Annotated in this window: 23 protein-coding genes; 12 read left to right on the plus strand and 11 right to left on the minus strand. The window is 64.0% G+C overall.

What is annotated here, in order from left to right:
* Positions 1 to 102 precede the first annotated feature (102 nt).
* From NKJ46_RS10400 to choV, 3 genes are all read left to right on the plus strand, one after another.
* Entirely contained in the window at positions 103 to 1038 is a 936-nt protein-coding gene (locus NKJ46_RS10400) for a choline ABC transporter substrate-binding protein (RefSeq protein WP_352664613.1), read from the plus strand.
* A gap of 117 nt (positions 1039 to 1155) precedes the next feature.
* A complete protein-coding gene (gene choW, locus NKJ46_RS10405; RefSeq protein ID WP_023719230.1) occupies positions 1156 to 2010 on the plus strand; it encodes a choline ABC transporter permease subunit in 855 nt (284 codons plus the stop codon).
* Positions 2007 to 3188 carry a choline ABC transporter ATP-binding protein gene (gene choV / locus NKJ46_RS10410; RefSeq protein WP_352664615.1) on the plus strand — a complete coding sequence of 394 codons (1182 nt, stop codon included), beginning with the start codon at positions 2007 to 2009 and terminating at the stop codon, positions 3186 to 3188. Before choW ends, choV begins: the two co-directional genes overlap by 4 nt.
* A gap of 57 nt (positions 3189 to 3245) precedes the next feature.
* Here choV and NKJ46_RS10415 read toward each other — a convergent pair whose 3' ends face one another.
* Both NKJ46_RS10415 and NKJ46_RS10420 read right to left on the minus strand, forming a co-directional pair.
* On the minus strand, positions 3246 to 4655 hold the full coding sequence (locus NKJ46_RS10415; protein WP_352664617.1) for an ATP-binding protein: 1410 nt from the start codon (positions 4653 to 4655) through the stop codon (positions 3246 to 3248).
* Entirely contained in the window at positions 4652 to 5368 is a 717-nt protein-coding gene (locus NKJ46_RS10420; protein ID WP_352664619.1) for a response regulator, read from the minus strand. Before NKJ46_RS10420 ends, NKJ46_RS10415 begins: the two co-directional genes overlap by 4 nt.
* 237 nt (positions 5369 to 5605) lie before the next feature.
* Here NKJ46_RS10420 and NKJ46_RS10425 point away from each other — a divergent pair, with 237 nt between their 5' ends.
* From NKJ46_RS10425 to clpS, 4 genes are all read left to right on the plus strand, one after another.
* Positions 5606 to 5950 carry a hypothetical protein gene (locus NKJ46_RS10425; protein ID WP_292665026.1) on the plus strand — a complete coding sequence of 115 codons (345 nt, stop codon included), beginning with the start codon at positions 5606 to 5608 and terminating at the stop codon, positions 5948 to 5950.
* Positions 5951 to 5987: 37 nt separating this feature from the next.
* Positions 5988 to 6230: a hypothetical protein gene (locus tag NKJ46_RS10430; protein ID WP_352664621.1), complete on the plus strand. Its 243-nt coding sequence runs from the start codon at positions 5988 to 5990 to the stop codon at positions 6228 to 6230.
* A 276-nt stretch (positions 6231 to 6506) separates the two neighbouring features.
* Positions 6507 to 6704: a hypothetical protein gene (locus NKJ46_RS10435; protein ID WP_352664623.1), complete on the plus strand. Its 198-nt coding sequence runs from the start codon at positions 6507 to 6509 to the stop codon at positions 6702 to 6704.
* 130 nt (positions 6705 to 6834) lie between these two features.
* The gene (clpS, locus tag NKJ46_RS10440; RefSeq protein ID WP_352664625.1) at positions 6835 to 7140 is read left to right on the plus strand and encodes an ATP-dependent Clp protease adapter ClpS; all 306 of its coding nucleotides are present in this window, start codon (positions 6835 to 6837) and stop codon (positions 7138 to 7140) included.
* 40 nt (positions 7141 to 7180) lie between these two features.
* Here clpS and NKJ46_RS10445 read toward each other — a convergent pair whose 3' ends face one another.
* From NKJ46_RS10445 to NKJ46_RS10460, 4 genes are read right to left on the minus strand one after another with little or no spacing between them, the layout of a single operon-like run.
* Positions 7181 to 9268: a hypothetical protein gene (locus NKJ46_RS10445; protein WP_352664627.1), complete on the minus strand. Its 2088-nt coding sequence runs from the start codon at positions 9266 to 9268 to the stop codon at positions 7181 to 7183.
* A 3-nt stretch (positions 9269 to 9271) separates the two neighbouring features.
* Positions 9272 to 12094, minus strand: a complete 2823-nt coding sequence (locus NKJ46_RS10450; protein WP_352664629.1) for a DUF4159 domain-containing protein — start codon at positions 12092 to 12094, stop codon at positions 9272 to 9274.
* Positions 12091 to 13005: a DUF58 domain-containing protein gene (locus NKJ46_RS10455; RefSeq protein ID WP_352664631.1), complete on the minus strand. Its 915-nt coding sequence runs from the start codon at positions 13003 to 13005 to the stop codon at positions 12091 to 12093. Before NKJ46_RS10455 ends, NKJ46_RS10450 begins: the two co-directional genes overlap by 4 nt.
* On the minus strand, positions 13005 to 14009 hold the full coding sequence (locus tag NKJ46_RS10460; protein ID WP_352664633.1) for an AAA family ATPase: 1005 nt from the start codon (positions 14007 to 14009) through the stop codon (positions 13005 to 13007). Before NKJ46_RS10460 ends, NKJ46_RS10455 begins: the two co-directional genes overlap by 1 nt.
* Before the next feature lie 145 nt (positions 14010 to 14154).
* On the opposite strand from NKJ46_RS10460, the gene NKJ46_RS10465 reads away from it, so the two are divergent.
* The 3 genes from NKJ46_RS10465 to NKJ46_RS10475 are packed head-to-tail and all read left to right on the plus strand — an operon-like array spanning position 14155 to position 16695.
* Entirely contained in the window at positions 14155 to 14784 is a 630-nt protein-coding gene (locus tag NKJ46_RS10465; protein ID WP_352664770.1) for a DUF1285 domain-containing protein, read from the plus strand.
* Positions 14785 to 14797: 13 nt separating this feature from the next.
* Positions 14798 to 15430 (plus strand): CoA pyrophosphatase, encoded by a 633-nt coding sequence (locus NKJ46_RS10470; protein WP_352664634.1) that lies wholly within the window; start codon positions 14798 to 14800, stop codon positions 15428 to 15430.
* The gene (locus tag NKJ46_RS10475; protein WP_352664636.1) at positions 15427 to 16695 is read left to right on the plus strand and encodes a CCA tRNA nucleotidyltransferase; all 1269 of its coding nucleotides are present in this window, start codon (positions 15427 to 15429) and stop codon (positions 16693 to 16695) included. The genes NKJ46_RS10470 and NKJ46_RS10475 overlap by 4 nt, the downstream gene beginning before the upstream one ends.
* A gap of 3 nt (positions 16696 to 16698) precedes the next feature.
* Here the strand turns inward: NKJ46_RS10475 and NKJ46_RS10480 are convergent, their stop codons facing one another.
* The 3 genes from NKJ46_RS10480 to hemF form a co-directional block, all read right to left on the minus strand.
* The gene (locus NKJ46_RS10480) at positions 16699 to 16884 is read right to left on the minus strand and encodes a DUF1059 domain-containing protein (RefSeq protein WP_023679490.1); all 186 of its coding nucleotides are present in this window, start codon (positions 16882 to 16884) and stop codon (positions 16699 to 16701) included.
* Positions 16885 to 17164: 280 nt separating this feature from the next.
* The gene (locus NKJ46_RS10485) at positions 17165 to 17425 is read right to left on the minus strand and encodes a DUF1344 domain-containing protein (protein WP_023679489.1); all 261 of its coding nucleotides are present in this window, start codon (positions 17423 to 17425) and stop codon (positions 17165 to 17167) included.
* 257 nt (positions 17426 to 17682) lie between these two features.
* A complete protein-coding gene (gene hemF, locus NKJ46_RS10490) occupies positions 17683 to 18597 on the minus strand; it encodes an oxygen-dependent coproporphyrinogen oxidase (protein WP_352664638.1) in 915 nt (304 codons plus the stop codon).
* 103 nt (positions 18598 to 18700) lie between these two features.
* Between hemF and NKJ46_RS10495 the strand changes: the two genes are divergently transcribed.
* Positions 18701 to 18958, plus strand: a complete 258-nt coding sequence (locus NKJ46_RS10495; RefSeq protein ID WP_023679487.1) for a hypothetical protein — start codon at positions 18701 to 18703, stop codon at positions 18956 to 18958.
* On the opposite strand, the gene soxR is transcribed toward NKJ46_RS10495, so the two are convergent.
* The gene (soxR, locus tag NKJ46_RS10500) at positions 18955 to 19401 is read right to left on the minus strand and encodes a redox-sensitive transcriptional activator SoxR (protein WP_352664640.1); all 447 of its coding nucleotides are present in this window, start codon (positions 19399 to 19401) and stop codon (positions 18955 to 18957) included. The genes NKJ46_RS10495 and soxR overlap by 4 nt on opposite strands.
* 168 nt (positions 19402 to 19569) lie before the next feature.
* Positions 19570 to 20028 (minus strand): tRNA (cytidine(34)-2'-O)-methyltransferase, encoded by a 459-nt coding sequence (locus NKJ46_RS10505; protein WP_352664642.1) that lies wholly within the window; start codon positions 20026 to 20028, stop codon positions 19570 to 19572.
* 284 nt (positions 20029 to 20312) lie between these two features.
* On the opposite strand from NKJ46_RS10505, the gene NKJ46_RS10510 reads away from it, so the two are divergent.
* A complete protein-coding gene (locus NKJ46_RS10510) occupies positions 20313 to 20855 on the plus strand; it encodes a hypothetical protein (RefSeq protein ID WP_352664644.1) in 543 nt (180 codons plus the stop codon).
* The last annotated feature ends 13 nt before the right edge of the window (positions 20856 to 20868 follow it).

Below are 20868 nucleotides of genomic sequence, written 5' to 3' on the forward strand. Positions count from 1 at the left end.
CTTAGTGCTTGAAACCGCAGCAGAATGATGTTTGGCTGGCGTGACAAGGCGGAGATAAAACCGTCGCTTCGCTTCACCGAGAACTGAAATGGGAGAATTTTCATGTCGCGTATGAGTTCATTCGTCGCCGGCCTCGGCCTGGCGGCTTTTCTATCCACGACTGGGGCCTTTGCCGGCGATCCGGAAAGCTGCAAGACGGTGCGTCTGTCCGATGTCGGCTGGACCGACATCCAGGCGACCACCGGCGTCGCCTCGGTGCTGCTCACGGCGCTCGGCTACGAGCCGCAGGTGATCCAGCTTTCGGTGCCGGTGACCTATGCATCCCTGAAGAACAAAGACCTCGACGTGTTCCTTGGAAACTGGATGCCGTCGATGACAAACGACATCAAGGACTATACCGCCGAAGGCTCGGTCGAGACCGTCAGCGAAAACCTCAGCGGTGCCGGCTACGGCATCGTCGTTCCGACCTATGTCGCCGATGCCGGTGTCAAGACGCTGACCGATCTCGGCAAGTTCAAGGACAAGTTCGACGGCAAGATCTACGGTATCGAGGCCGGCAATGACGGCAACCGCATCATTCTCGATATGATCAAGGATCCGAAGACTAATCTCGAAGGCTTCGAACTGGTCGAATCTTCCGAGGCCGGCATGCTCACCCAGGCCGAGCAGTCGATGAAGAACAATGAATGGATCGCCTTCCTCGGCTGGACGCCGCATCCGGTGATGGGCGCCATGAAGATCACCTATCTCGAGGGGATGGGCGATAGCGGCTTTGGCGCTGCCACCGTGCATACCAATGTGCGCAAGGGCTACATTAGCGAATGCCCCAATGCCGGCAAGTTCATCGCCAACCTGAAGTTCAACCTGGACATGGAAGGCGAGATGATGGACGCGATCCTGAAGGGCGGCGACGCCAATACGGTCGCGACCGACTGGCTGAAGAAGCACCCGGACGCGGTCGCTCCCTGGATCGCCGGCGTCACCACCTTCGACGGCGGCGATGCGGCGGCTGCGGTGAAAACGGCGCTCGGAAGCTGACCCGACCATCTGGCATGACGAGACAAGGGGCCGCCACGGTAGAAATGGCTGCCCTTTTTCATATCCTGTGACAAGATGACCCTCCGGCAAGGACGGCGCCGGCAGAAGAGGGGCTAGATGGATCCGATCTCCAAATTCCTGGTCAGCTACAAGATTCCCATAGGGGCGTGGGGGAAGGCGTTTTTCGGCTTTCTCACCGATAATTTCGACACCGTCTTCAGGGCTTTTTCCAACAGCCTCAACTTCCTGCTCGACGGCATCGTCGACGGGCTGCTGCTGCTGCCGCCGGTTCTGCTGATCGCGCTGATCGCTCTGCTCGCCTATTTCCTGCAGCGCTCGAAAGGACTGGCCCTGGCGGTGTTCATCGGTTTGCTGTTCATCCTCAACCAGAATCTGTGGAAGCAGACAGTGGAGACGCTGGTGCTGGTGGTTGCCGCCGCCGCCGTGTCGATGGCCATCGGCGTGCCGCTCGGCATCTGGGCCGCGCACAAGCCGAAGATCTATCGCGTCATGCTGCCGGTACTTGACCTGATGCAGACGCTGCCGACCTTCGTCTACCTGATCCCCGTGCTGACCCTGTTCGGCCTCGGCAACGCGCCCGGCCTGATCGTCACCATCATCTTCGTCATCCCGACCTCGGTCCGGCTCACCCATCTTGGCGTCACCTCGGTGCCGAAATCGATCGTCGAGGCGGGCGAAGCTTTCGGCGCCACCAAGCGCCAGCTATTGTGGAAGGTGGAGCTGCCTTCGGCACTGCCGACCATCATGGCTGGGCTGACCCAATCGATCATGCTGTCGCTGTCGATGGTGGTGTTCGCCGCCCTGATCGGCGCCGGCGGGCTCGGTACGGAAATCAACCGGGCGCTCGGGTCGCGCAGGATCGACCTCGGGCTTGAGGCAGGGTTGGCCATCGTCGTGCTCGCCATCGTGCTCGACCGGATGACGCGCATCGGCGTGGGAGGCAAGAAATGACCGTCGCCGTCGATTTCAGGAATGTCGATATCGTCTTCGGCGCCGACCAGGCAGGCTCGCTGGCGCTGATCGACAGTGGTGCCACCCGAGCCGAGATCCTCGAACAGACCGGCAACGTACTGGGCTGCGCCGGCGCCAGCCTCACCGTGAACGAGGGCGAGATCTCGGTGCTGATGGGGCTTTCCGGCTCCGGCAAATCGACGCTGCTCAGAGCCGTCAACCGGCTGAACGTCGTCTCGCGCGGTCAGGTGCTGGTCAAGGACGGCGATGGTACGGTCGACGTCGTCACCTGCGACGAGGCGACGCTTCGGCGGCTGCGGCAGAAGCAGGTGGCGATGGTGTTCCAGCAGTTCGGCCTGCTGCCGTGGCGCACCGTGGAGGACAATGTCGGCCTTGGCCTCGAGCTCGCCGGGGTACCCGAAGCCGAGCGCAAGGAGCGGGTGAACAGGCAGCTGAAGCTGGTTCATCTCGACCAGTGGTCGAAAAAATACGCGCATGAGCTTTCCGGCGGCATGCAGCAGCGCGTCGGCCTGGCGCGCGCCTTTGCCACCGAGGCGCCGATCCTGTTGATGGACGAGCCGTTCTCGGCGCTCGATCCGCTGATCCGGACCAAGCTGCAGGACGAGTTGCTGCAGCTCCAGGCCGAGCTGAAGAAGACCATTATCTTCGTCAGCCACGACCTCGAGGAGGCGCTGAAGATCGGCACCCACATCACCATCATGGAGGGCGGGCGTATCGTGCAGACCGGCGCGCCGGAAGACATCGTGCTGCGGCCTGCCAACGACTATGTCCGCGACTTCATCGCCAATGTGAACCCGCTCTCGGTGCTGACCGCCTGGAACGTCATGCGCGACCGCCGCGACCTCGAGCACGGCGAGAACGGCTGGGTGTGGCTCGACCGGCGCAAGACGACGCGCTTCAAGATCGACGAGCATGGGCTGGTGGCGGCGGCCGAGCGCGACGGCAAGCCGGCGGTATGGGTGTCCTGCGCCGATGTCGAAGCCCAGCCGGAGGAGACTGCGCAGGTGTTCTGGGCCAATCCCGGCACCTCGCTGAAGACCGTGATGCTGGCCATGCATCGCTCGCAGACCGCACCGGTGGCGCTGTTCGACGACCAGTCGCGCTTCGTCGGCGCTATCGGCGTCAGGGATGTGCTGAGCGCGGTGCTGCGAAGATAGCTTTTTTCCTTGGGGAGAGAACCAAGATCAAACGCCGGCTTAGCCCGATACCGCATGCTAAACCGCCAGCGGCAGGCGCAACTCCGTCAGCAGGCCGCCATCGGGATGGTTGGACAGGCTGACTTCACCGCCGGCGGCGCGGGCGATGTTGCGGGCGATGGTCAAGCCGAGGCCGAGGCCGCCGGTCTGGCGGTTGCGCGATTGTTCCAGGCGCACGAACGAGCCGAACACGGCGTCGAGCTCGGCCTGCGGTATGCCCGGACCGTCGTCGCGGATCGCCAGCGTAATTGTCTTGCCTGATTGACGCAGGCTGAGATGCGCCCTCTTGCCATAGGTCACCGCGTTCTGGACGAGGTTGGTGACGCAGCGCCGGAGCGCGACCGGCCGCGCCACGCAGATCAGGCCGCGCGAGCGCGCGTCCTCATTGTCGAAGGAGACCTCGTCGAAGCCGTCGGCGATCGATTCCACCAGCGACCAGAAATCGATCCTCTCGCTCTTTTCCTCGGTCACCTCGAAAGTGGCGAAGTCGATGACCGAGCTGGCAATGCCTTCGATGTCGGCGAGGTCGTGCGCCAGTGCGGTGCGGACGGTCGAATTCCTAAGCAATTCGAGGCGCAGCCGCATCCTGGTCAGCGGCGTGCGCAGGTCGTGCGCCAGTGCGGCCGCAAGATGCTCGCGGTCCTCGACATAGGCGCGCAGCCTCGCCTGCATGGCATTGACCGCCTTTGCCGCGGTACGCACCTCGCGGCTGCCGCTCTCGGCGATCGGCGGGCTCTTCAGGTCCTCGCCGATCCGCTTCACCGCGGTCTCCATCATCCGGTAGGGCGCCGTCAGCCGGCGCAGCGACCAGATCGAGGAAGCCACCACCAGCCCGGCGATCAAGGCATAGAGCGGCAGGCTGTCGAAGCTCAGTATCGGCCCGGCCGGTGTGTTCGGCTCGGTGAAGTTCAGCCATTGGCCGTCGGCAAAGCGAAGCGAGGCGGTCAGCTTGTCGCTCTGGGCGAAATCGGCCGCCAGTACCAGCAGGTCGCGCTCGACCTGGCCGATATCGGGACCGGCGACCGTCCCACCGGGAGCGTCGGCTTCGTGCGTTGCCGGGTCGCGGCGGACCCGCGCGTCGGTGATGCCGAACTTCGATAGCCGGCCGACCAATATGTCTTCCAATTCGGCCAGTTCGTCGTCGCCGGCTATCGAGGAAGTAACAGCGGGCGTGTTGGAAACGGTGAGCGCATAAGTGGCGTTGAACAGGCCGGAGGCCGTCGCCTTGCGCTGTTCCGGCGTAGCGTCATGCATCAGCTGTACCAGCGAGAAGGCGCGGTCGTTGAGCCGGTAGAGATCGACGACGTCATTGGCGGCGGCACGGTCGCGCGAAACGATGTAGAGGGTCGCGATCTGGCTGATCAACAGGCCGGCGATGACGATGAGCAGCACCCAGACCGGCAGCGTTTGCGGCAGGATGCGTCTCATTCGGAGGTCGTCTCAGGCAGAAACTGATAGCCGCCGCTGCGCACGGTCAGGATCAGCTTCGGCGTTTTCGGGTCGTCCTCCATCTTGCGCCGCAGCCGGCTGACCAGAATGTCGACGCTGCGGTCGAAGCTGTAGCCGCTGTCGCCGCCGGACAGCTCGATGAGCTGCTCGCGGCTCAGTACGCGCTGCGCGCTCTTGACGAAGGTCTGCAGGAGATTGAATTCGGCCATCGTCAGCTCGATCCTGACGTCGCCCGGCGCCATCAGCCGGCGGCGCGAACAGTCCATGGTCCAGCCGGCGAAACGGTAGACCTGGCGCGACGTGGGCCGTCGCGGCTCGGCGGCGCCGTTGCGCCTCAGCACGGCACGGATGCGTGCCAACAGCTCGCGCGGATCGAAGGGTTTCGGCACGTAGTCGTCGGCGCCCATCTCCAGGCCAACGACCCGGTCGGTAGTTTCGGTAACCGCGGTCAGCATGATGATCGGTGTCGAATAATTGGCGCGCAACTCGCGGCAGAGTTCCAGCCCGCTCTTGCCGGGCAGCATGACGTCCAGGACGATCAGGTCGACCTGGGCGCGGCGCAGGATGGTCTCCATCTCGGTGCCGTCGGCGGCGACTGATGTATGCAGCCCTCGCTTCTGGAAAAATTCCTGAAGCAGGTCGCGAATGCCCTTGTCGTCGTCGACGATCAGTATGTGGGGGTCGGATTTCACAGGGAACCTGTCATTTGTGGATCGCCCAAGCGGTGCTTCGGCCGTCAGCCAGACGATAGAATTCAGGCCATAAGTTGGCCAGTGAAGATCGGCAGCCCGATCCGGGCTGCCCAGAAACAATCCAGAAACAAAATTCTACAATCCGGAAAAACTGCCGAAAAAAATCAAGGGCATAAGTGGTGCCGTGGCGGTCAGGTCATCGGCTGCGACACGCGTTACGGGATTACGGATAGACCAATGCAAAGGTTCTCGATCAGTCTGATGGGTGCGTTGCTTTCCATTTCGCTCGTCACGGCCGCGGTTGAACAAGCCGATGCAAAACTGGCCGATGCAAAGGTGGCCAATGCAAAGGCGGCCGATGCAAAGGTGGCGACCACCCGCAGCGAGCGTTGCATCGATCTGAACCGCCAGTTTGACGAAGCCCTCGAAACCCATGCCGCGGCAACGCAGGTCACCGCGGCGAAAGCACTTCAAAGAAAGGGAAACCGGTTCTGCGCCAACAAGAAACAGGCACAGGGAATCCGGATGCTCGCAAATGCTTTGAAGCTGCTTGGTGTCACACCGATCGACCCGGTTCAGTGATGCTCAAACCGACCTGCACAAACAAGGAAATGAAACCATGAAAAAGTCCCTCCTCTCCGCTCTCGGTCTCGCCGTCGCGCTTGCTTTCTCGATGCCGGTCCTCGGCAACGCCGCTGCCACGACCGTTGCTCCCGCCGCCACGACGACAGCGGCTGCCCCGGCGAAGGCGCCGATGAAGAAGGTTGTCTCCAAGACGACCGCCAAGAAGGTCTGCAGGGTTACCAAGACGCACAAGTGCCCGGTTAAGCACACCGTCAAGAAGACCGCCCCCAAGGCTTGAACCACGCTTACCTAGAGCGGTTCATCGTTTCACGGAACGCCGAACCGCTGCATGTCTTTGTTTTTGCGCAATTCCGGACGAAAACCGTTTCACACTTTTCCTGGAATTGCCCTAGACTACAAGGCCGCTCCAGCCGCAATCTGGTTGGAGCGGCCTTCTGGTGTCGCATACGCATCCGATATCCCGCGTCGCATAACCCGGTCGCAATCCCGTCCCGCCGAGGCATCCGCATGAACGAGCGCGTCGAGCCCGTTTTGTTCGCGCCCAGGATTTTCCGTGGATTGGAGCTACATCGCCATCTGGCGGACCCGATTGCTGATTGTGCTCATCGGCTCGGTGTTGGTCGTCGCCTGGCTGGCCACCGCATGGAGGGAACGCCGGCCGCAGGCTGCCGGGCCTCGTCCCGATGCGCCGCCCGCCGCACCAAGGCGGCAAGTCCACGACCGTCGCATCTTCGGCCGCCAGGACCGTTGAACGCCAGGCGATAGCTCCCACATAGATTGCGAATGACCGCGCCGATCGTAATCCCTGCGCGGTTGAAAAATGGACGGCCGCTTTCGCACATGTCAAAATGAAAGCGAGTTGTCGCGCAGCTACCGGTCCCATGCCAGAAATCACGACAAAACCTCGCACCAAGGCCCAGCCGAAGGTCGAACGGCCGAAGCTCTACAAGGTCATCCTGGTCAATGACGATTTCACGCCGCGTGAGTTCGTGGTGACAGTGCTGAAGGGCGAATTCAAGCTGAGCGAAGACCAGGCGCATAGGATAATGATCACCGCGCACCGGCGCGGCGTCTGCGTTGTCGCCGTCTTCACCAGGGATGTCGCCGAGACCAAGGCGGCGCGGGCAACCGATGCCGGCAAGGCCAAGGGCTACCCGCTGATGTTCACGACGGAGCCGGAGGAGTAGGTCTGGTTCTCCCATCTGCCACGGGTGGGAAGCGGTGCAGCTACCGCCCTTCGCGGTACCACATCGAGCCCATCGCCAGAAGCAGCAGGCCGAGCCCCAAAAAGCCACCGAAGAGCGGCACGCGCGAGACGGCCTTGAGCACGCTGTCATCGGTGGTGCGCAGGCCGATCCAGTCATTGCCTGAGGCCGCGCCCGAGGAACGGACCGGAACGATTGAGGGCAGCGTGACCGTGCTGGTGAGATTGCCGAGCGCCGAGGCCGGCGCCAGCCTGCGAACGCTGCCGCCGGTTGCCTCAGCCGGTGGTTTGAGCCGGTTCTCGGTGGAGACGACGTCGGTGAATTCCGGCGCGTTGACCGGCCCGACATGGGCCAATGCCGTCAGGTCCCCATTGCCGACCTGATAGAGACCGATTTCGCTGGTTTCGACGCTGCCGAGGAAGACGCCTGGCTCGGATTTCTCGAGCCTGACGATCAGTGCCTTGCCGGATGGCGTGATGACTTGCGCCGGGCCGGGGTCGTCGCTCATCGTCTGGCGGCGGATCTCCAGCACCATGCCGCGGCCGTCGGCGGTCAGCCGCTCTTCCTCGAGTTCGGGCTCCTTCATCAGCCAGTGGGCGATGCGCCGGTAGAGTTGGACGTGCGGGCCACCGCCCTCGAAGCCGCGCGCCCACAGCCAGCCCTGGTCGGACAGAAGCATGCCGACGCGGCCTTCGCCCTTGCGGTCGAGCAGCAGCAGCGGCCGGTTGTCGGCGCCCTTCATCACCACCTCGCCCTCGGGATTCTCGACGCCGATAGTGCGGAACCAGCGGCTCCAGTGCGGCGGCTCGGTCGCGGAGCCGTCGAGCCCGCGGGTTACCGGATGACGCTGGCCGGTATCGGTGAGGCGCGGATAGAAGGCCTTGTCGATGACCTCGCCGGTCGGCATTGCCGGCAGCGCCGACATCAGCGGCGTGCGGGCGATCGAGCTTTCGCCGGCATATTCGGGGCCTGCCGCGATCAGCAGCGCGCCGCCCTTTTCGACATATTCGGAGATGTAGTCGTAATAGAGGATCGGCAGCACGTCGCGGTGCTGATAGCGGTCGAAGATGATCAGGTCGAAATCCTTGATCTTCTCGACGAACAACTCGCGCGTCGGAAAGGCGATCAGCGACAATTCGTTGATCGGCGTACCGTCCTGCTTTTCCGGCGGGCGCAGGATGGTGAAGTGCACGAGGTCGACCGAAGCGTCGGATTTCAGCAAATTGCGCCAGGTGCGCTCGCCGGCATGCGGTTCGCCGGAAACAAGCAGCACGCGCAGATTTTCGCGGATGCCGTCGATCAGCGCGATGGCGCGGTTGTTGGTGTCGGTGAGTTCGCCCGGCTCGTGGTTGATGGCGAGTTCGACGATGTTGCGCCCGGCGCTGGGAATCGTCACCTGCAGCGGCATCGCCTGGCCGATGTTGGCGTGCTCGACCGATACCTGCTCGCCGTTGACCGATACGCGGACGTCGACCGGGCCGGTTTCGTTGTTGGTGGCGATGACGCGATAGGTCATGTCGAGCGGCTTGCCGACCAGCCCGAATCGCGGCGCATTCTCGAAGCGGATGCGGCGGTCCTTCTCATGCTCGTTGCCGGTAATCAGCGCGTGCAGCGGGGCAGTGAAGTCGGGTGCGCCGGGCGGCGCGTCATGCACCTCGCCATCGGTGATCATGATGGCGCCGCCAATGCGCGACGGCGGCACGTCGCGGAAAGCATTTTCGAGCGAGGAAAACAACCGCGTCTCGGTGCGCTCGTCGGCGGCTTCGGACTTGCCGGTTTCGACGACGCGGACGTCGAACTGCTTGAAGCGGCCGAGACGCTGCTGAAGCCCGGCCAATGCCGCATCGGTCTGCTTGGTACGGTCGCCGATATCCTGGCTCTGGCTGCGATCGACGACGACGGCGACGATGCTTTTCAGCGGCTCGCGTTCTTCGTCGAGGAACACAGGATTGAGCAGCGCCGCAGCCAGGGCAATCAGGGCTGCCAGGCGGAAGACCGCGCCGCGCTGGCGAAACCAAAGGCCGACCAGCGCCAGCAGCAGCAGCGGGACCAGAACTACTGCGAGCAGCGGCCAGGTGGTGAGCGGTTCGAAGGCGAGCGACCAGTTCATGGTCTATTGCCCCAGCCGTTCGAGCAGCACCGGGACGTGCACCTGGTCGGATTTGTAGTTGCCGGTCAGCATGTACATCATGATGTTGACGCCGGCGCGCAGCGCATAGATGCGCTGCATCGGATCCGACGGCACGGTCGGCAATAGCGGGTCGCCATTCTCGTCGACGGCCCAAGCGCCGGCGAAATCATTGGCGGTGATCATGATCGGGGAAACGCCGTCGCCGGTGCGCACCGGGCGGTTCTCGGTGTTGCTGGCTTCAAGCGATGCCTCGACCCACAGCGGGCTGCCGGCAAAACGGCCGGGAAACTCCGGAAGGATGTAGAAGGATTTGGTCAGCACGTGGTCCGACGGCACTGGTTCCAGCGGTGGCACGTTGAGGTTGCCGAGGATGTCGCGCAGCCGCTCCGTCGCCGGGCTGGTCGAATCCGCACCAATGCCATTGGCGAACTGGTCGCGGGTGTCGAACAAGACCGTTCCGCCCTGCTGCATGTAGGCGTCGATGCGGGCGATGGCGGCCTCGCTCGGCATCGGGGCCGAGGGATCGATCGGCCAGTAGATCAGCGGATAGAAGGAAAGTTCGTCCTTCGAGATATCGACGCCGGCCGGTGCTCCGGGTTCGAGCGCGGTTTTTTCTATGAGGAAGCGGGTCAGGCCTTCGAGCCCGGCGCGGCTGATCGAATCGACACCCGGCTCGCCGGTCAGCACGTAGGCGATCCGGGTCTTTGAAATGTCCCCGATCGCCTCCGTATCTCCCGGTTTGGCGTCGTCGGCGCGCGCAACGTCCGCGTGGCCAATCAAGGCGCCGAGCGCAATCAGCAGGACGGCTGCCGTCGCCGCCGCGCCGGCACGGCGCGGCCGGCGCGACAACAGGCCGCCCATCCAGAATACGGCAAGCGTGTCGAGCACCATCAGCACCAGGGCGGCCGTGACAAGCGGACCTTTGAGGTTGCGCTGCTCGTCGAAAGCATACTGGATGGTGGTGACCGGCACCGTGATCTCAGGCCGGGCCAGCGGCGTGAATGCGCTGTCGCCACCGAGCAGATTGTGAGCGAACACTCCCGTCTCCGAGCCGTAGAGGCCGGGCGGGTTTTCCAGCGTCACCGGCAGCGGGCCGGCGTCGGGCACCAGCGGCCTGGCATCCGGCGTCGGCGGCCCCAACGTGCCGTCGGCGGCGATCATGCGATAAGGTGCCAGCGACGTCGCGGCGGCCTCGGCATTGGCGACAGCCGCGCCCTGGTTGCGCGACAATTGCACGATGCGCCGCAGCATCTCGACGAAGCTGCCGGAGATCGGCAGGTTGGACCATGTCGCCTCGGGGGTGACGTGGAACAGCACCAGGGTACCCTTGTCCTTCTTCATCCCGGTCACCAACGGCGTGCCGTCGGCAAGCGTGGCCCAGGTGCGCTCGACGATGTCGGGCGTCGGTTCGGCCAGCACCTGCCTGGTGACGGTGACCTCGGTGGGCGGCGCGAGGTCGGCGAAGGGACCGGTTTTCGGGAATTCGGTGACCGGCTGCGGCGCGGTCCATGACAGCGCGCCGCCAAGCGATCGCTCGCCGGTGCGCAGCCGGACCGGCAGCAGGTCGTCGTCATTGCCGGCAGCGGCCAGCCGCGAACCGGCAAAACGCACCAGCGTGCCGCCCTTGTCGACCCAGTCGACCAGCCTTTGCCGCGCCTGTTCCGGAATGGTGCCGACATCGGCCATGACGATCATTGCCGGCTTCTGGTCGAGCAGTTGCGGGATGGCGTCGGCGAGATCGACGCTCGACGGCTCGACGAGATCGGCAAAGGGCTGCAGGGCGCGGCGAATGTAGTAGAGCGGCGACAGCAGCGGTTGCGCCTGATCGGCCTCGGACTGCGAAAGTAGGCCGACGCGGCGGCGTTTTGAACTCTCGTCGAGAACGCGGACGGCACCGGCCTGGCGCTCGCCATCGAGCGCGATGTAGGCGAAGTCGTTGCGGAGTTCGAACGGCACCGCCATCGTGCCGGTGGCGGTGGTTCCGCCCGGGGCAAAGGTCAGCGTCGCGTCGGCAATGCGGCGGCCCTTGTCGTCGAAGGCGCCGGCCGTCACCTGTGCAGGTGCCGGATCGCCCGGTGCGCGGATGGCGGTCAGGGCGAAGCCGTCGACCTGGTTGTCGGCGCCGGTCAGGCCGGTCAGCGACAGCCGGTCGGAGACGGCCCACACGACACGTGCCGCGTTCTTTGACAACAACGTGTTGAAGGCGGCTTCGTCGCCTTGCGCCGCCAGACCATCGGCGAGCACCGCGACGCTGGCGCCAGGCAGCGACTCCAAGGCTGAAGCGACGCGGCCGTAGACGGCGGGGCGGTCGGTCGGGATCGGCCGCGGCTTTGCCGCGCGCAGCCGGTCGAGCGCGGCAGCGGCATCGAAGGGACCGATCTCGGCATTCGGCTTCTCGGCGGTGAAAGCGATGAGCACCGGCACGCCGTTCGAATTGGCATCGGCGATCAGCCGCTCGGCGGTGGCGACCCGCTTGCCCCAGTCGGCGGCACTTGCCCAGTCATTGTCGATCACCAGCGCCAAGGCGGCGCCCTCGGCCGGCAGCTTTTCGCGCGGGTTGAAGACCGGTTCGGCAAGTGCTGCCACGATAAGCGCGGCCATCAGCAGCCTGAGCAGCGTCAGCCACCAAGGGCTCTGCTGCGGCGTTTCTTCGCGCCTCAGCACGCGGGCGAGAATCCTGAGCGGCGGAAACACCTCGGTTTGCGGCCTGGGCGGGGTCAGCCGCAGAAGCCACCAGATCACCGGCAGCGCCAGCAGGCCCCACAGCACCATCGGCGCCCCGAAGGAGAGCGGCAGCCAACTCATGCGCGGGCTCTCCCGGCAAAGCTGCCCTCGGCGGTCATCGCCATGTGGATGCGCACCAGCGCCTCGGAGGCAAGGCGATCTGTATGATTGACGGTAAAGCTCCAGCCAAGCCGTTTGCACCAGGCGGCCAGCTCCTGGCGGCGGGCGGCATAAAGCAGGCGATATTCCTCGCCCAGCATTTCGGCGCGGCCGGCGGTCAGCTTGTCGCCGGTCTCAGGATCGGTGAATTCGGTGCGCCCGGCATAGGGGAAGCTTTCCTCGGCCGGATCGGAGACCTCGATCAGATGCGCGCGCACGCCGTGGCGGGCGAGCACGTCCAGCCAGGCTATAGTGTCCTCGACCGGGTCGAGGAAATCGCTGACGAGGACGATGTCGCAGAAGCGGCGAATGCCGGACAGGTCGGGCTTTGCCGGCAGGTCGGCGGCATGCATCAGTTGCGCCGCGATGCGCTCGGCGCCATTGCGGGCGGTGAACGGGTCGGTCAGGCCCGGCCAGGCAATGCGCTCGCCGCTGCGCGACAAAAGCTCGGCCATGGCCAGCGCCAGCACAAGGGCGCGCGATTCCTTGGAAACGCTGGCTCCGGTCGATTTGTAGAGCATGGAAGGCGAGGGATCGGCCCACAGCCACACCGTATGGGCGGCCTCCCATTCACGGTCGCGGACATAGGTGTGGTCGTCGCGGGCGGAACGGCGCCAGTCGATGCGCGAGGAATCGCCTTCGACATAGGGCCGGAACTGCCAGAAATTCTCGCCGATGCCGCGCTTGCGGCGGCCATGCCAGCCGGCAATTACCGTGTTGACGATGCGGCGCGCCTCGACCAGCAGGTCCGGCACCAACGAAGCCCGCAACCGGCCTCTGGCGAGCGCATCGCGCGTCGCTGCCGGTGCCTGCGCTTCACCGATGCGCGCCATCAAATCCCTTTCGCGAGCTTCGCCACAACATCGCGAACCGTGGTGCCCTCGGCGCGGGCGGCGAACGTCAGCGCCATGCGGTGCTGCAGCACCGGCTCGGCCAGCGCCCGGACGTCGTCGACCGACGGCGCCAGCCGGCCGTCATAGAGGGCGCGGGCGCGGGCGCACAGCGTCAGCGCCTGACTGGCGCGCGGGCCTGGGCCCCAGGCGACGTGCTTGTCGGTATCGGCATTGCCCTGACCGGGACGCGCCGAACGCACCAGCTTCAGGATCGCCTCGACGACGCTTTCCGGCACCGGCATGCGGCGGATGAGCGTCTGGATGTCCTTCAGTCGCGCCGGCTGCAGCACGTTTTCGGCCTTGGCATCCTCGATACCTGTGGTCTCCAGCAGGATGCGGCGCTCCGCCTCGATCTCGGGGTAGAGGATGTCGACCTGCATCAGGAAACGGTCGAGCTGTGCCTCGGGCAGCGGATAGGTGCCTTCCTGCTCCAGCGGGTTCTGCGTCGCGAGAACATGGAACGGTGACGGCAAGTCATGGCGCACGCCGGCAATGGTGACGTGGTATTCCTGCATCGACTGCAGCAGCGCCGACTGGGTACGCGGCGAGGCGCGGTTGATCTCGTCGGCCATCAGCAATTGCGCGAAGATCGGCCCGGAAATGAAGCGGAACGAACGCTTGCCGAATTCATCCTGCTCCATCACCTCTGAGCCGAGAATGTCGGACGGCATTAGGTCGGGCGTGAACTGGATGCGACGCGAATCGAGGCCGAGCACGATGCCCAGCGTTTCGACCAGCTTGGTCTTGGCTAGGCCGGGCACGCCGACCAGCAGTGCATGGCCGCCGGCCAGCAATGCGACGAGCGTGCGCTCGATGACGCTTTCCTGGCCGAAAATGACCCGCCCGACGCCGTCACGGACCCTCGAAATGTCGGCCAGCGCTTTCTCGGCCTGCGCCACCATGTCCTTTTCGCTGATTGGGCTTTCCTTGATCATAACGCTCATGCAGCATCGATCCTTCTGTTGGAAACACCGCTTGGCACCTTGGTGCCGCAGAGAATGCCGCGATTCGGCCTCGCATGGCGCCTGCAATGAACTTAAATCACAGACTTAGGCTGACAAGCGGAACAACAGTGACTATTTCGTGACCATGACGGAAGCCGCCGACCATCGTGAAGAGAGCCTGACGGCCGCGACCGAGGCACGCGGGCTGGAAGCGCTGGTCTCGCGCGCGACGCGCGCCGGCAAGGGGCCGGCGCCGGTGGAACGCTGGAATCCGGCGTTTTGCGGCGATCTCGACATGGAAATCAAGCAGGACGGCACCTGGTTCTATCTGGGAACGCCGATCGGCCGGATGCCGCTGGTGCAGCTTTTCTCCTCGGTGCTGCGTAAGGACGAGGACGGCAGGACCTACCTGGTGACGCCGGTGGAAAAGGTCGGCATCCGCGTCGCCGACGCGCCCTTTATTGCCGTCGAGATGGACGTGTCGGGCGCAGGCGACGGACAAATCATAACCTTTCGCACCAATGTCGGGGACTTGGTCGAGGCTGGGGCGGGGCACCCGTTGCGCTTCGTCGATGAGGACGAGACAGGTGGCCTGAAGCCCTATGTGCTGGTGCGCGGGCGGCTGGAGGCGCTGGTGGCACGGCCGGTGATGTACGAGCTGGTCGAGCACGGCGAAGAGATCGACATCGGTGGCAAGATGATGTTTGCCGTCCGTTCCAAAGGCGAGGTCTATCCAATCATGCCGGCTGAGAAACTGAAACGGCTGAGCGCATGATGGACCGCCTATGATGGATCAGGTGACGCCGTTGCCGTTTTCCGCTGCCGGGTTCCGCCAGCGCGCCGCGGCGCAGCCGCTGGCGCATGCCGGCGACGATTTTGGCGACCACCGCTTCAATCCGGGCCATCCCAGGCTGAAGCTGGCCAAGGCGCTGCGCGATGCCGCCGTGCTGATCCCGGTGGTCGATCATGGCCATGAAGCCACGGTCCTTTTGACCAGGCGGGCGGAAAAGCTGCGCAACCATTCGGGGCAGGTGGCTTTCCCCGGTGGTACCATCGATCCAACCGATGCGAGCCCAGAAGCGGCGGCGTTGCGCGAGACATCCGAGGAGATCGGTCTCGATAGGGATTACATCGAGATCATCGGCCGTCTGCCGGACTACGTTTCCGGCAGCGGCTATCGCATCGCTCCGGTGCTCGGGATTGTGCGGCCCGGTTTCAGCCTGACGCTGAATTTGGACGAGGTCGATGCCGTCTTCGAGGTGCCGCTGGGCTTTCTGATGGACCCCGCCAACCACACCAGAGACAGTCGCATGTGGAACGACTTCGAATGGTTCTATTACGAGATGCCCTATGGCGACCAGCGCATCTGGGGCGTCACCGCGGGCATCATCCGAACGCTTTATGAGAGGCTCTATTCGTGAGCGATCCGGTGTCGATTGCTGGCAAGGCCGGCTGGCTCGGCGAAAGCCACCTGCAGCGCCTGCTCACCGCGCTCACCGACGGCGGCGAGGAGGCACGCGTCGCCGGTGGTGCCGTGCGCAATGCGCTCATCGGCCAGCCGGTCGCCGACATCGACATCGCAACCACGACGGTGCCCGAGGAAACCATCCGGCGCGCCGAGGCGGCGGGCTTCAAGACGGTGCCGACCGGCATCGAGCATGGCACCGTCACCGCGGTCGCCCACGGCAAGGCCTATGAGGTCACCACGCTGCGTGCCGATATCGAAACCGACGGCCGGCGCGCCAAAGTGTCGTTCGGCCGCGACTGGAAAGCCGACGCTGAGCGGCGCGATTTCACCATCAATGCACTCTATGCCGAAGCCGATGGAACGGTCGTCGATCTGGTCGGCGGTATCGCCGATATCGAAGCGCGGCGGCTGCGCTTCATCGGCGATCCGGAAGCGCGTATCCGCGAGGATTATCTGCGCATCCTGCGTTTCTTCCGTTTCTTCGCCTGGTATGGCGACGGCAGGCCGGATGCCGAAGGGTTGAAGGCTTGTGCCCGACTGAAGCAGGGGCTCGACCAGCTCTCGGTCGAGCGCGTCTGGTGGGAATTGAAGAAATTGCTGTCAGCGCCAGATCCGTCGCGGGCGCTGCTGTGGATGCGCCAGGCCGGCGTTCTGACCGCCGTTTTGCCGGAAAGCGAGAAATGGGGCATCGATGCCATCCACGGGCTGACCAAGACCGAGAAGGATCTGGCCTGGGCGCCGGACCCGCTGCTCAGGCTGGAAGCCATCGTGCCGCCGGATGCCGCGCGCATGAAAACGCTTGCCGAGAGATTGAGGCTTTCCGCGAGCGAGGCAAGCCGGCTGCGGAATTGGGCGATCACGGCTGCCGTCGATCGGAAAACGACCGAAGGAGAGTTGGCGAAAAGGCTTTATTTTGGCGACCGCCAAGGCTTTATCGATCGGTTGCGGCTGTTGCTCGCTTCCGCTCGAGCCCGCGCGGTCGAAGACAATGACGCACTGCTCGAAGCCGGCGGCTTCTCGCGGCTGCTTGCCTTCGCTGCAAAATGGCAAAACCCTGTTTTTCCGGTCAAGGGCGCCGATCTAACGACGCTTGGCGCATCACCGGGGCCGAAGCTTGGTGCAACGTTGAAGAATCTCGAAAAGGAATGGGTCGAGTCCGGTTTTGCGCTTGATCGCGGCGCGCTGCTCAAGCGCGCCGCGGAGGCACTCGAATCCTGACCGTCACGCTGCGTCGCGGACCTTTTCGATGCGCGAGCGGATCGCCTCGATCATCGTCTCGCGGATCACCGTCTCGCCATGCGTCTCGCGCAGATGCTCGACGGCACGGCGCATGACCTCAGCCTCCTCCTCGGCGCGTGTGTGCCACTCGCAGCCGGGTACGAGCGACCCGCAATGGAATTCCTTCATTTGGCTTCTCCTCATCTCCTCCTTGGAGCGCCGCGCCGCGCAATGACACGGAAGCTCCAGACCTTTGATTGCGCGATCCGGAAACCGGGTCCGGTATCCGGCTACACGCTGGCCAGCTAAGCATAACACGATCGAACGGTTTTGGTTGCCTTAGAGCGCCGCGCGTCCAAGCCGACACGCGGCCCTCTAGTGATCTGATTGCGAAAAGGCGGAGCAGCGCTGCTCCGCCCTCTTACGCTACCCAGGACGCAAGACCTCGTCTTGCTTCAGCGGGCAGGCATCACTTCACGATCTTGACGGCCTCGGCAATTTTGTCCTTGCCGCTCATATCCCACGTGACGCGGACCTTTTCGCCGACCTTCAGGCCAGGATCCTTGAAGGTCTGGGGCAACGTAAAGGTGGCTCCGTTATCCAGAACCAGGCTCATCGCCGTTCCATCAAAGCTTTTGATCGTGCCGGTGGTGTGCTTGACCGCGGCGAATGCGGCAGTACCAGAGGCGAGAACGGCAGCGGCGGCTGCGGTCATAATAAGCTTGCGCATGGCATGCTCTCCTGGAAAATGCGGGCACGCGCTTGGGAAGGTGCCCTATTCAATCATGGGCCGTCCGGTCACGTCGGGTCGCGGCTCTCGGGAGTAAAGGACCGCCGGCGTTTCCCGGCCCGACGCGACAAATAGCCCAATCTTTTCAATAGAATATTAGACGAAAAAGATATTTTCTGGCGCGCGTTGCGCCACATTTGCCGTCAAATTCTGGGGATTTAGACCCGATTGCGGCTCACATCATGCTCACCGAGATTTTACGGCCATTTCACCTCAGGCGGCAGGCTGGACAGGATCGACGCGACATTGCCGCCGGTCTTCAGCCCGAAGATGGTGCCGCGATCGTGAAGCAAGTTGAATTCGACATAACGGCCGCGGCGGATGAGCTGCTCGTCACGGTCGCCATCGGTCCAGTTGTCGTTGAAGTTGGACCGCACCAGATGCCCGTAGACGACGAGAAAGGATCGGCCGACGTCCTGGACGAAGTTGAAATCGGCGTCCCAGCCGCCTTTGTCCTCGCCCGAATGCAGCCAGTCGAAGAAGATACCGCCGGTACCACGTGGCTCGTCGCGGTGCGGCAGATAGAAGTACTCGTCGCACCAGGCCTTGAATTTCGCGTAGTCGGCGATCGCCGCGTTCTTCTCGCAGGCAAATTGCATCGCCCTGTGGAAGGCGATCGTATCGGGGTCGTCCTGGCTGCGGCGGCGGTCGAGCACCGGTGTCAGGTCGGCGCCGCCGCCGAACCACAGGCGCGAGGTGACGACCATGCGCGTGTTCATATGCACGGCCGGCACGTTGGGGTTCCACGGATGGGCGATCAGCGAAATGCCGCTCGCCCAGAAGGACGGGTCCTCTTCGGCGCCCGGCATCTGCTTCCTGAATTCGGGCGAGAACTCGCCGTGGACGGTCGAGGTGTGGACGCCGACCTTCTCGAAGACGCGGCCGTGCATCATCGACATGATGCCGCCGCCGCCCTTGCCGGCATCGCGTTGCCACGGCGTCTTTTCGAAGCGACCGGGCGACCAACTGGCCTGCGGCCCCTGCAGGTCCAGCTCGATCTGTTCGAAGCTAGCGCAGATGCGCTCGCGCAATGTCTCGAACCACAGCCGTGCCTTCGTCTTCTTCTGTTCGATGTCGGCTGGCAGCCCCGCCGGTATCTCGGGTCGTTGCAAATCCTGTCTCCGGTTGCGGGCGCGCCCGACAAATGACTCGTCTTTTCCGGCCGCGATCCCTAATCTCTTGGGTGCAAGGGTCAAGTGTGAATGGAGTTATTTCGTGCGCACCCCGGCAAGACCGCCGCTGGATGGCCTGAAGAAGAGGCTCGACCGTTCACGCGCCGAGAACGCGCGCATGCCGCGCGACGGCTTCCTGCGCGAGACCTTCGTGCTGCCGCGCTCCGACGCTCGTCTCAAGGCGAAGGAATGGTTCGAGCGCTTTCCCAAGCAGGCCTATTGGACCGAGATCGAGAGCTGGTTCGAGCGGCCGGGCGACGTCATCGAATTCACAATCAGGCGGCTGCCGGCGGCGGATTAACGCTCGATCAGCAAGCGTCTCGCTCCCGGCCCCCGGATGCTCAGCCTGTCGTCCTTATTCCGCAGCGGACATTTGTCGATCGACATGCAGCCGCAGCCGATGCAGTCGGTCAGCCCGTCGCGCAGCTTCTTGAGCTGACTGATCTTCTGGTCGAGCTCGTCGCGCCAAGCCGTCGAAAGCAGGTTCCAATCCTCGCGCGTCGGCGTTCGGCCTTCGGGCAATGATCGAAGGGCTGTGCCGATCTCGGCCAGCGAAATGCCAACCTCCTGCGCTACCTTGATGATCGCCACCCGCCGCAGCACGTCGCGGCCGTAACGCCGCTGGTTGCCTGATGTGCGGTGGCTGCGGATCAGCCCGCGCGCTTCGTAGAAATGCAGCGCCGACACCGCCACGCCGCTGCGCATCGCCACCTGGCCGACTGTCAATTCCGTTGCCGCAGCCATTCTAATTTCCGCTTGACCTCAAGTTAAGTTGAGCTTGTAGCGAAGAAGCCTCGAAGATGCAAACGGCAGGAGAAGGCGATGTGCGTCTGGATGAGAATGACCGGAGAGGACGCAGTGTTGCGTGAGGACGACGCCTTGGTCGCTGCGGCCGGCGATCGCGTACACATCCTAGCGAAGCTGCCGGATCGCCTCGCCCGCCACCATCGCAACGGAAAGCGCGACGTTGATGCTGCGCGCGCCGGGCTGCATCGGAATGGTCAGGCGCGCATCCGCCGCCTCGTGGACGGCATCCGGCACGCCTGCGGATTCGCGGCCGAACAGGAGAATGTCGTCGCCGGCAAAGACGAAATCCGTGTAGGCGACAGCTGCTTTGGTCGACAGCAGCACCAGCCGCCGCTTGGCAAGCTTGCGCCAGTCCTCGAAGGCGTGCCAGTCGACATGCCGGGTGAGCGCCGCCATTTCGAGGTAGTCCATGCCGGCCCGTTTCAGCGCCCGGTCACTGAGCGGGAAGCCCGCCGGTTCGACAATGTCGACGCCGAGACCGAGGCAAGCGGCGAAGCGCAGGATAGTCCCGGTATTGCCGGCGATATCCGGCTGGTAGAGCGCGATGCGGAGACGGTCGTTCATTTCCGCGCCTTTCTAATAAGTGGCAGATCAGCCACAGAGCTCTCGCGGTTTTGGAAATTCCTGGACTGGCGGGTGGTCATTTTCTGCGAAGTCGGTTATACGGCCAGCATTGTCAACCCGAACCGATGGAGGGGTAATTCATGATGGCCATGCACATCCACCACCCCTCTCGTGGGCTTACCAGCCCGACGGCGGTTTCGGTACGACGATTCTCCTGACCTTCTAGACTTCAATCGCACCGGTTCCCGCCGAAACCTTTTTCGGCCTTTTGAAGGAATCCTGCGATGTTTTTCAAGCTGCGGAAGGGGCGGAACGCCCCACCTGAACACGCTTCGAGCGATGCCACCCTTGCCGCGCCGCGCATGCCCGCGGCCTGGGTTGGTTCACCCTTCTACCTGCATCTTCAACTGGAGGACGGACCGATGTTCGATCCCTGTAGAATACCTGGCTCAAGAAGCCTGCACGAGCGCAAGACTGCGACCTGGGCGCTTTTGATCGGCGAGACCTACTCGTCGGCGGTTCACGCCGAGACCCGCCGGCGTCCGCATCGCGGCATGCTGCCGGACGTCGATTTCTCGCGCGCCGTTCCGGACTATAGCCGGCCGTCGCTGGTGCGCCGGATCATCAGGCTGATCCGGCCTGGTGCAAAAACCGGCGCGAAAATCCGGATCGTCAAAACGTCGTCAGCATCGTCAAACGAGACTGTCGGCGAAAGGCCCGCGACAACCTATATAGCGCGAAGCAGGACCGGCGAGGCGGACGATTCCGTATCGCCGGTCCTTGGCGCCATGCGGTCTGGGCACCTCGTCCGTTCTCGTGCCGCGTGAGCGGAAACAGTAC

The organism is Mesorhizobium sp. M0166, assembly GCF_040322255.1.
GTDB lineage: Bacteria > Pseudomonadota > Alphaproteobacteria > Rhizobiales > Rhizobiaceae > Mesorhizobium.

What these genes read in the sequence shown, in the direction of transcription:
- NKJ46_RS10400 (WP_352664613.1), top strand. Translation starts at nt 103, where the DNA reads ATGTCGCGTATGAGTTCATTCGTCGCCGGCCTCGGCCTGGCGGCTTTT.
- choW (WP_023719230.1), top strand. Translation starts at nt 1,156, where the DNA reads ATGGATCCGATCTCCAAATTCCTGGTCAGCTACAAGATTCCCATAGGG.
- choV (WP_352664615.1), top strand. Translation starts at nt 2,007, where the DNA reads ATGACCGTCGCCGTCGATTTCAGGAATGTCGATATCGTCTTCGGCGCC.
- NKJ46_RS10415 (WP_352664617.1), bottom strand. Translation starts at nt 4,655, where the DNA reads ATGAGACGCATCCTGCCGCAAACGCTGCCGGTCTGGGTGCTGCTCATC.
- NKJ46_RS10425 (WP_292665026.1), top strand. Translation starts at nt 5,606, where the DNA reads ATGCAAAGGTTCTCGATCAGTCTGATGGGTGCGTTGCTTTCCATTTCG.
- NKJ46_RS10430 (WP_352664621.1), top strand. Translation starts at nt 5,988, where the DNA reads ATGAAAAAGTCCCTCCTCTCCGCTCTCGGTCTCGCCGTCGCGCTTGCT.
- clpS (WP_352664625.1), top strand. Translation starts at nt 6,835, where the DNA reads ATGCCAGAAATCACGACAAAACCTCGCACCAAGGCCCAGCCGAAGGTC.
- NKJ46_RS10445 (WP_352664627.1), bottom strand. Translation starts at nt 9,268, where the DNA reads ATGAACTGGTCGCTCGCCTTCGAACCGCTCACCACCTGGCCGCTGCTC.
- NKJ46_RS10450 (WP_352664629.1), bottom strand. Translation starts at nt 12,094, where the DNA reads ATGAGTTGGCTGCCGCTCTCCTTCGGGGCGCCGATGGTGCTGTGGGGC.
- NKJ46_RS10455 (WP_352664631.1), bottom strand. Translation starts at nt 13,005, where the DNA reads ATGGCGCGCATCGGTGAAGCGCAGGCACCGGCAGCGACGCGCGATGCG.
- NKJ46_RS10460 (WP_352664633.1), bottom strand. Translation starts at nt 14,009, where the DNA reads ATGAGCGTTATGATCAAGGAAAGCCCAATCAGCGAAAAGGACATGGTG.
- NKJ46_RS10465 (WP_352664770.1), top strand. Translation starts at nt 14,155, where the DNA reads ATGACGGAAGCCGCCGACCATCGTGAAGAGAGCCTGACGGCCGCGACC.
- NKJ46_RS10470 (WP_352664634.1), top strand. Translation starts at nt 14,798, where the DNA reads ATGGATCAGGTGACGCCGTTGCCGTTTTCCGCTGCCGGGTTCCGCCAG.
- NKJ46_RS10480 (WP_023679490.1), bottom strand. Translation starts at nt 16,884, where the DNA reads ATGAAGGAATTCCATTGCGGGTCGCTCGTACCCGGCTGCGAGTGGCAC.
- NKJ46_RS10485 (WP_023679489.1), bottom strand. Translation starts at nt 17,425, where the DNA reads ATGCGCAAGCTTATTATGACCGCAGCCGCCGCTGCCGTTCTCGCCTCT.
- soxR (WP_352664640.1), bottom strand. Translation starts at nt 19,401, where the DNA reads ATGGCTGCGGCAACGGAATTGACAGTCGGCCAGGTGGCGATGCGCAGC.
- NKJ46_RS10505 (WP_352664642.1), bottom strand. Translation starts at nt 20,028, where the DNA reads ATGAACGACCGTCTCCGCATCGCGCTCTACCAGCCGGATATCGCCGGC.
- NKJ46_RS10510 (WP_352664644.1), top strand. Translation starts at nt 20,313, where the DNA reads ATGTTTTTCAAGCTGCGGAAGGGGCGGAACGCCCCACCTGAACACGCT.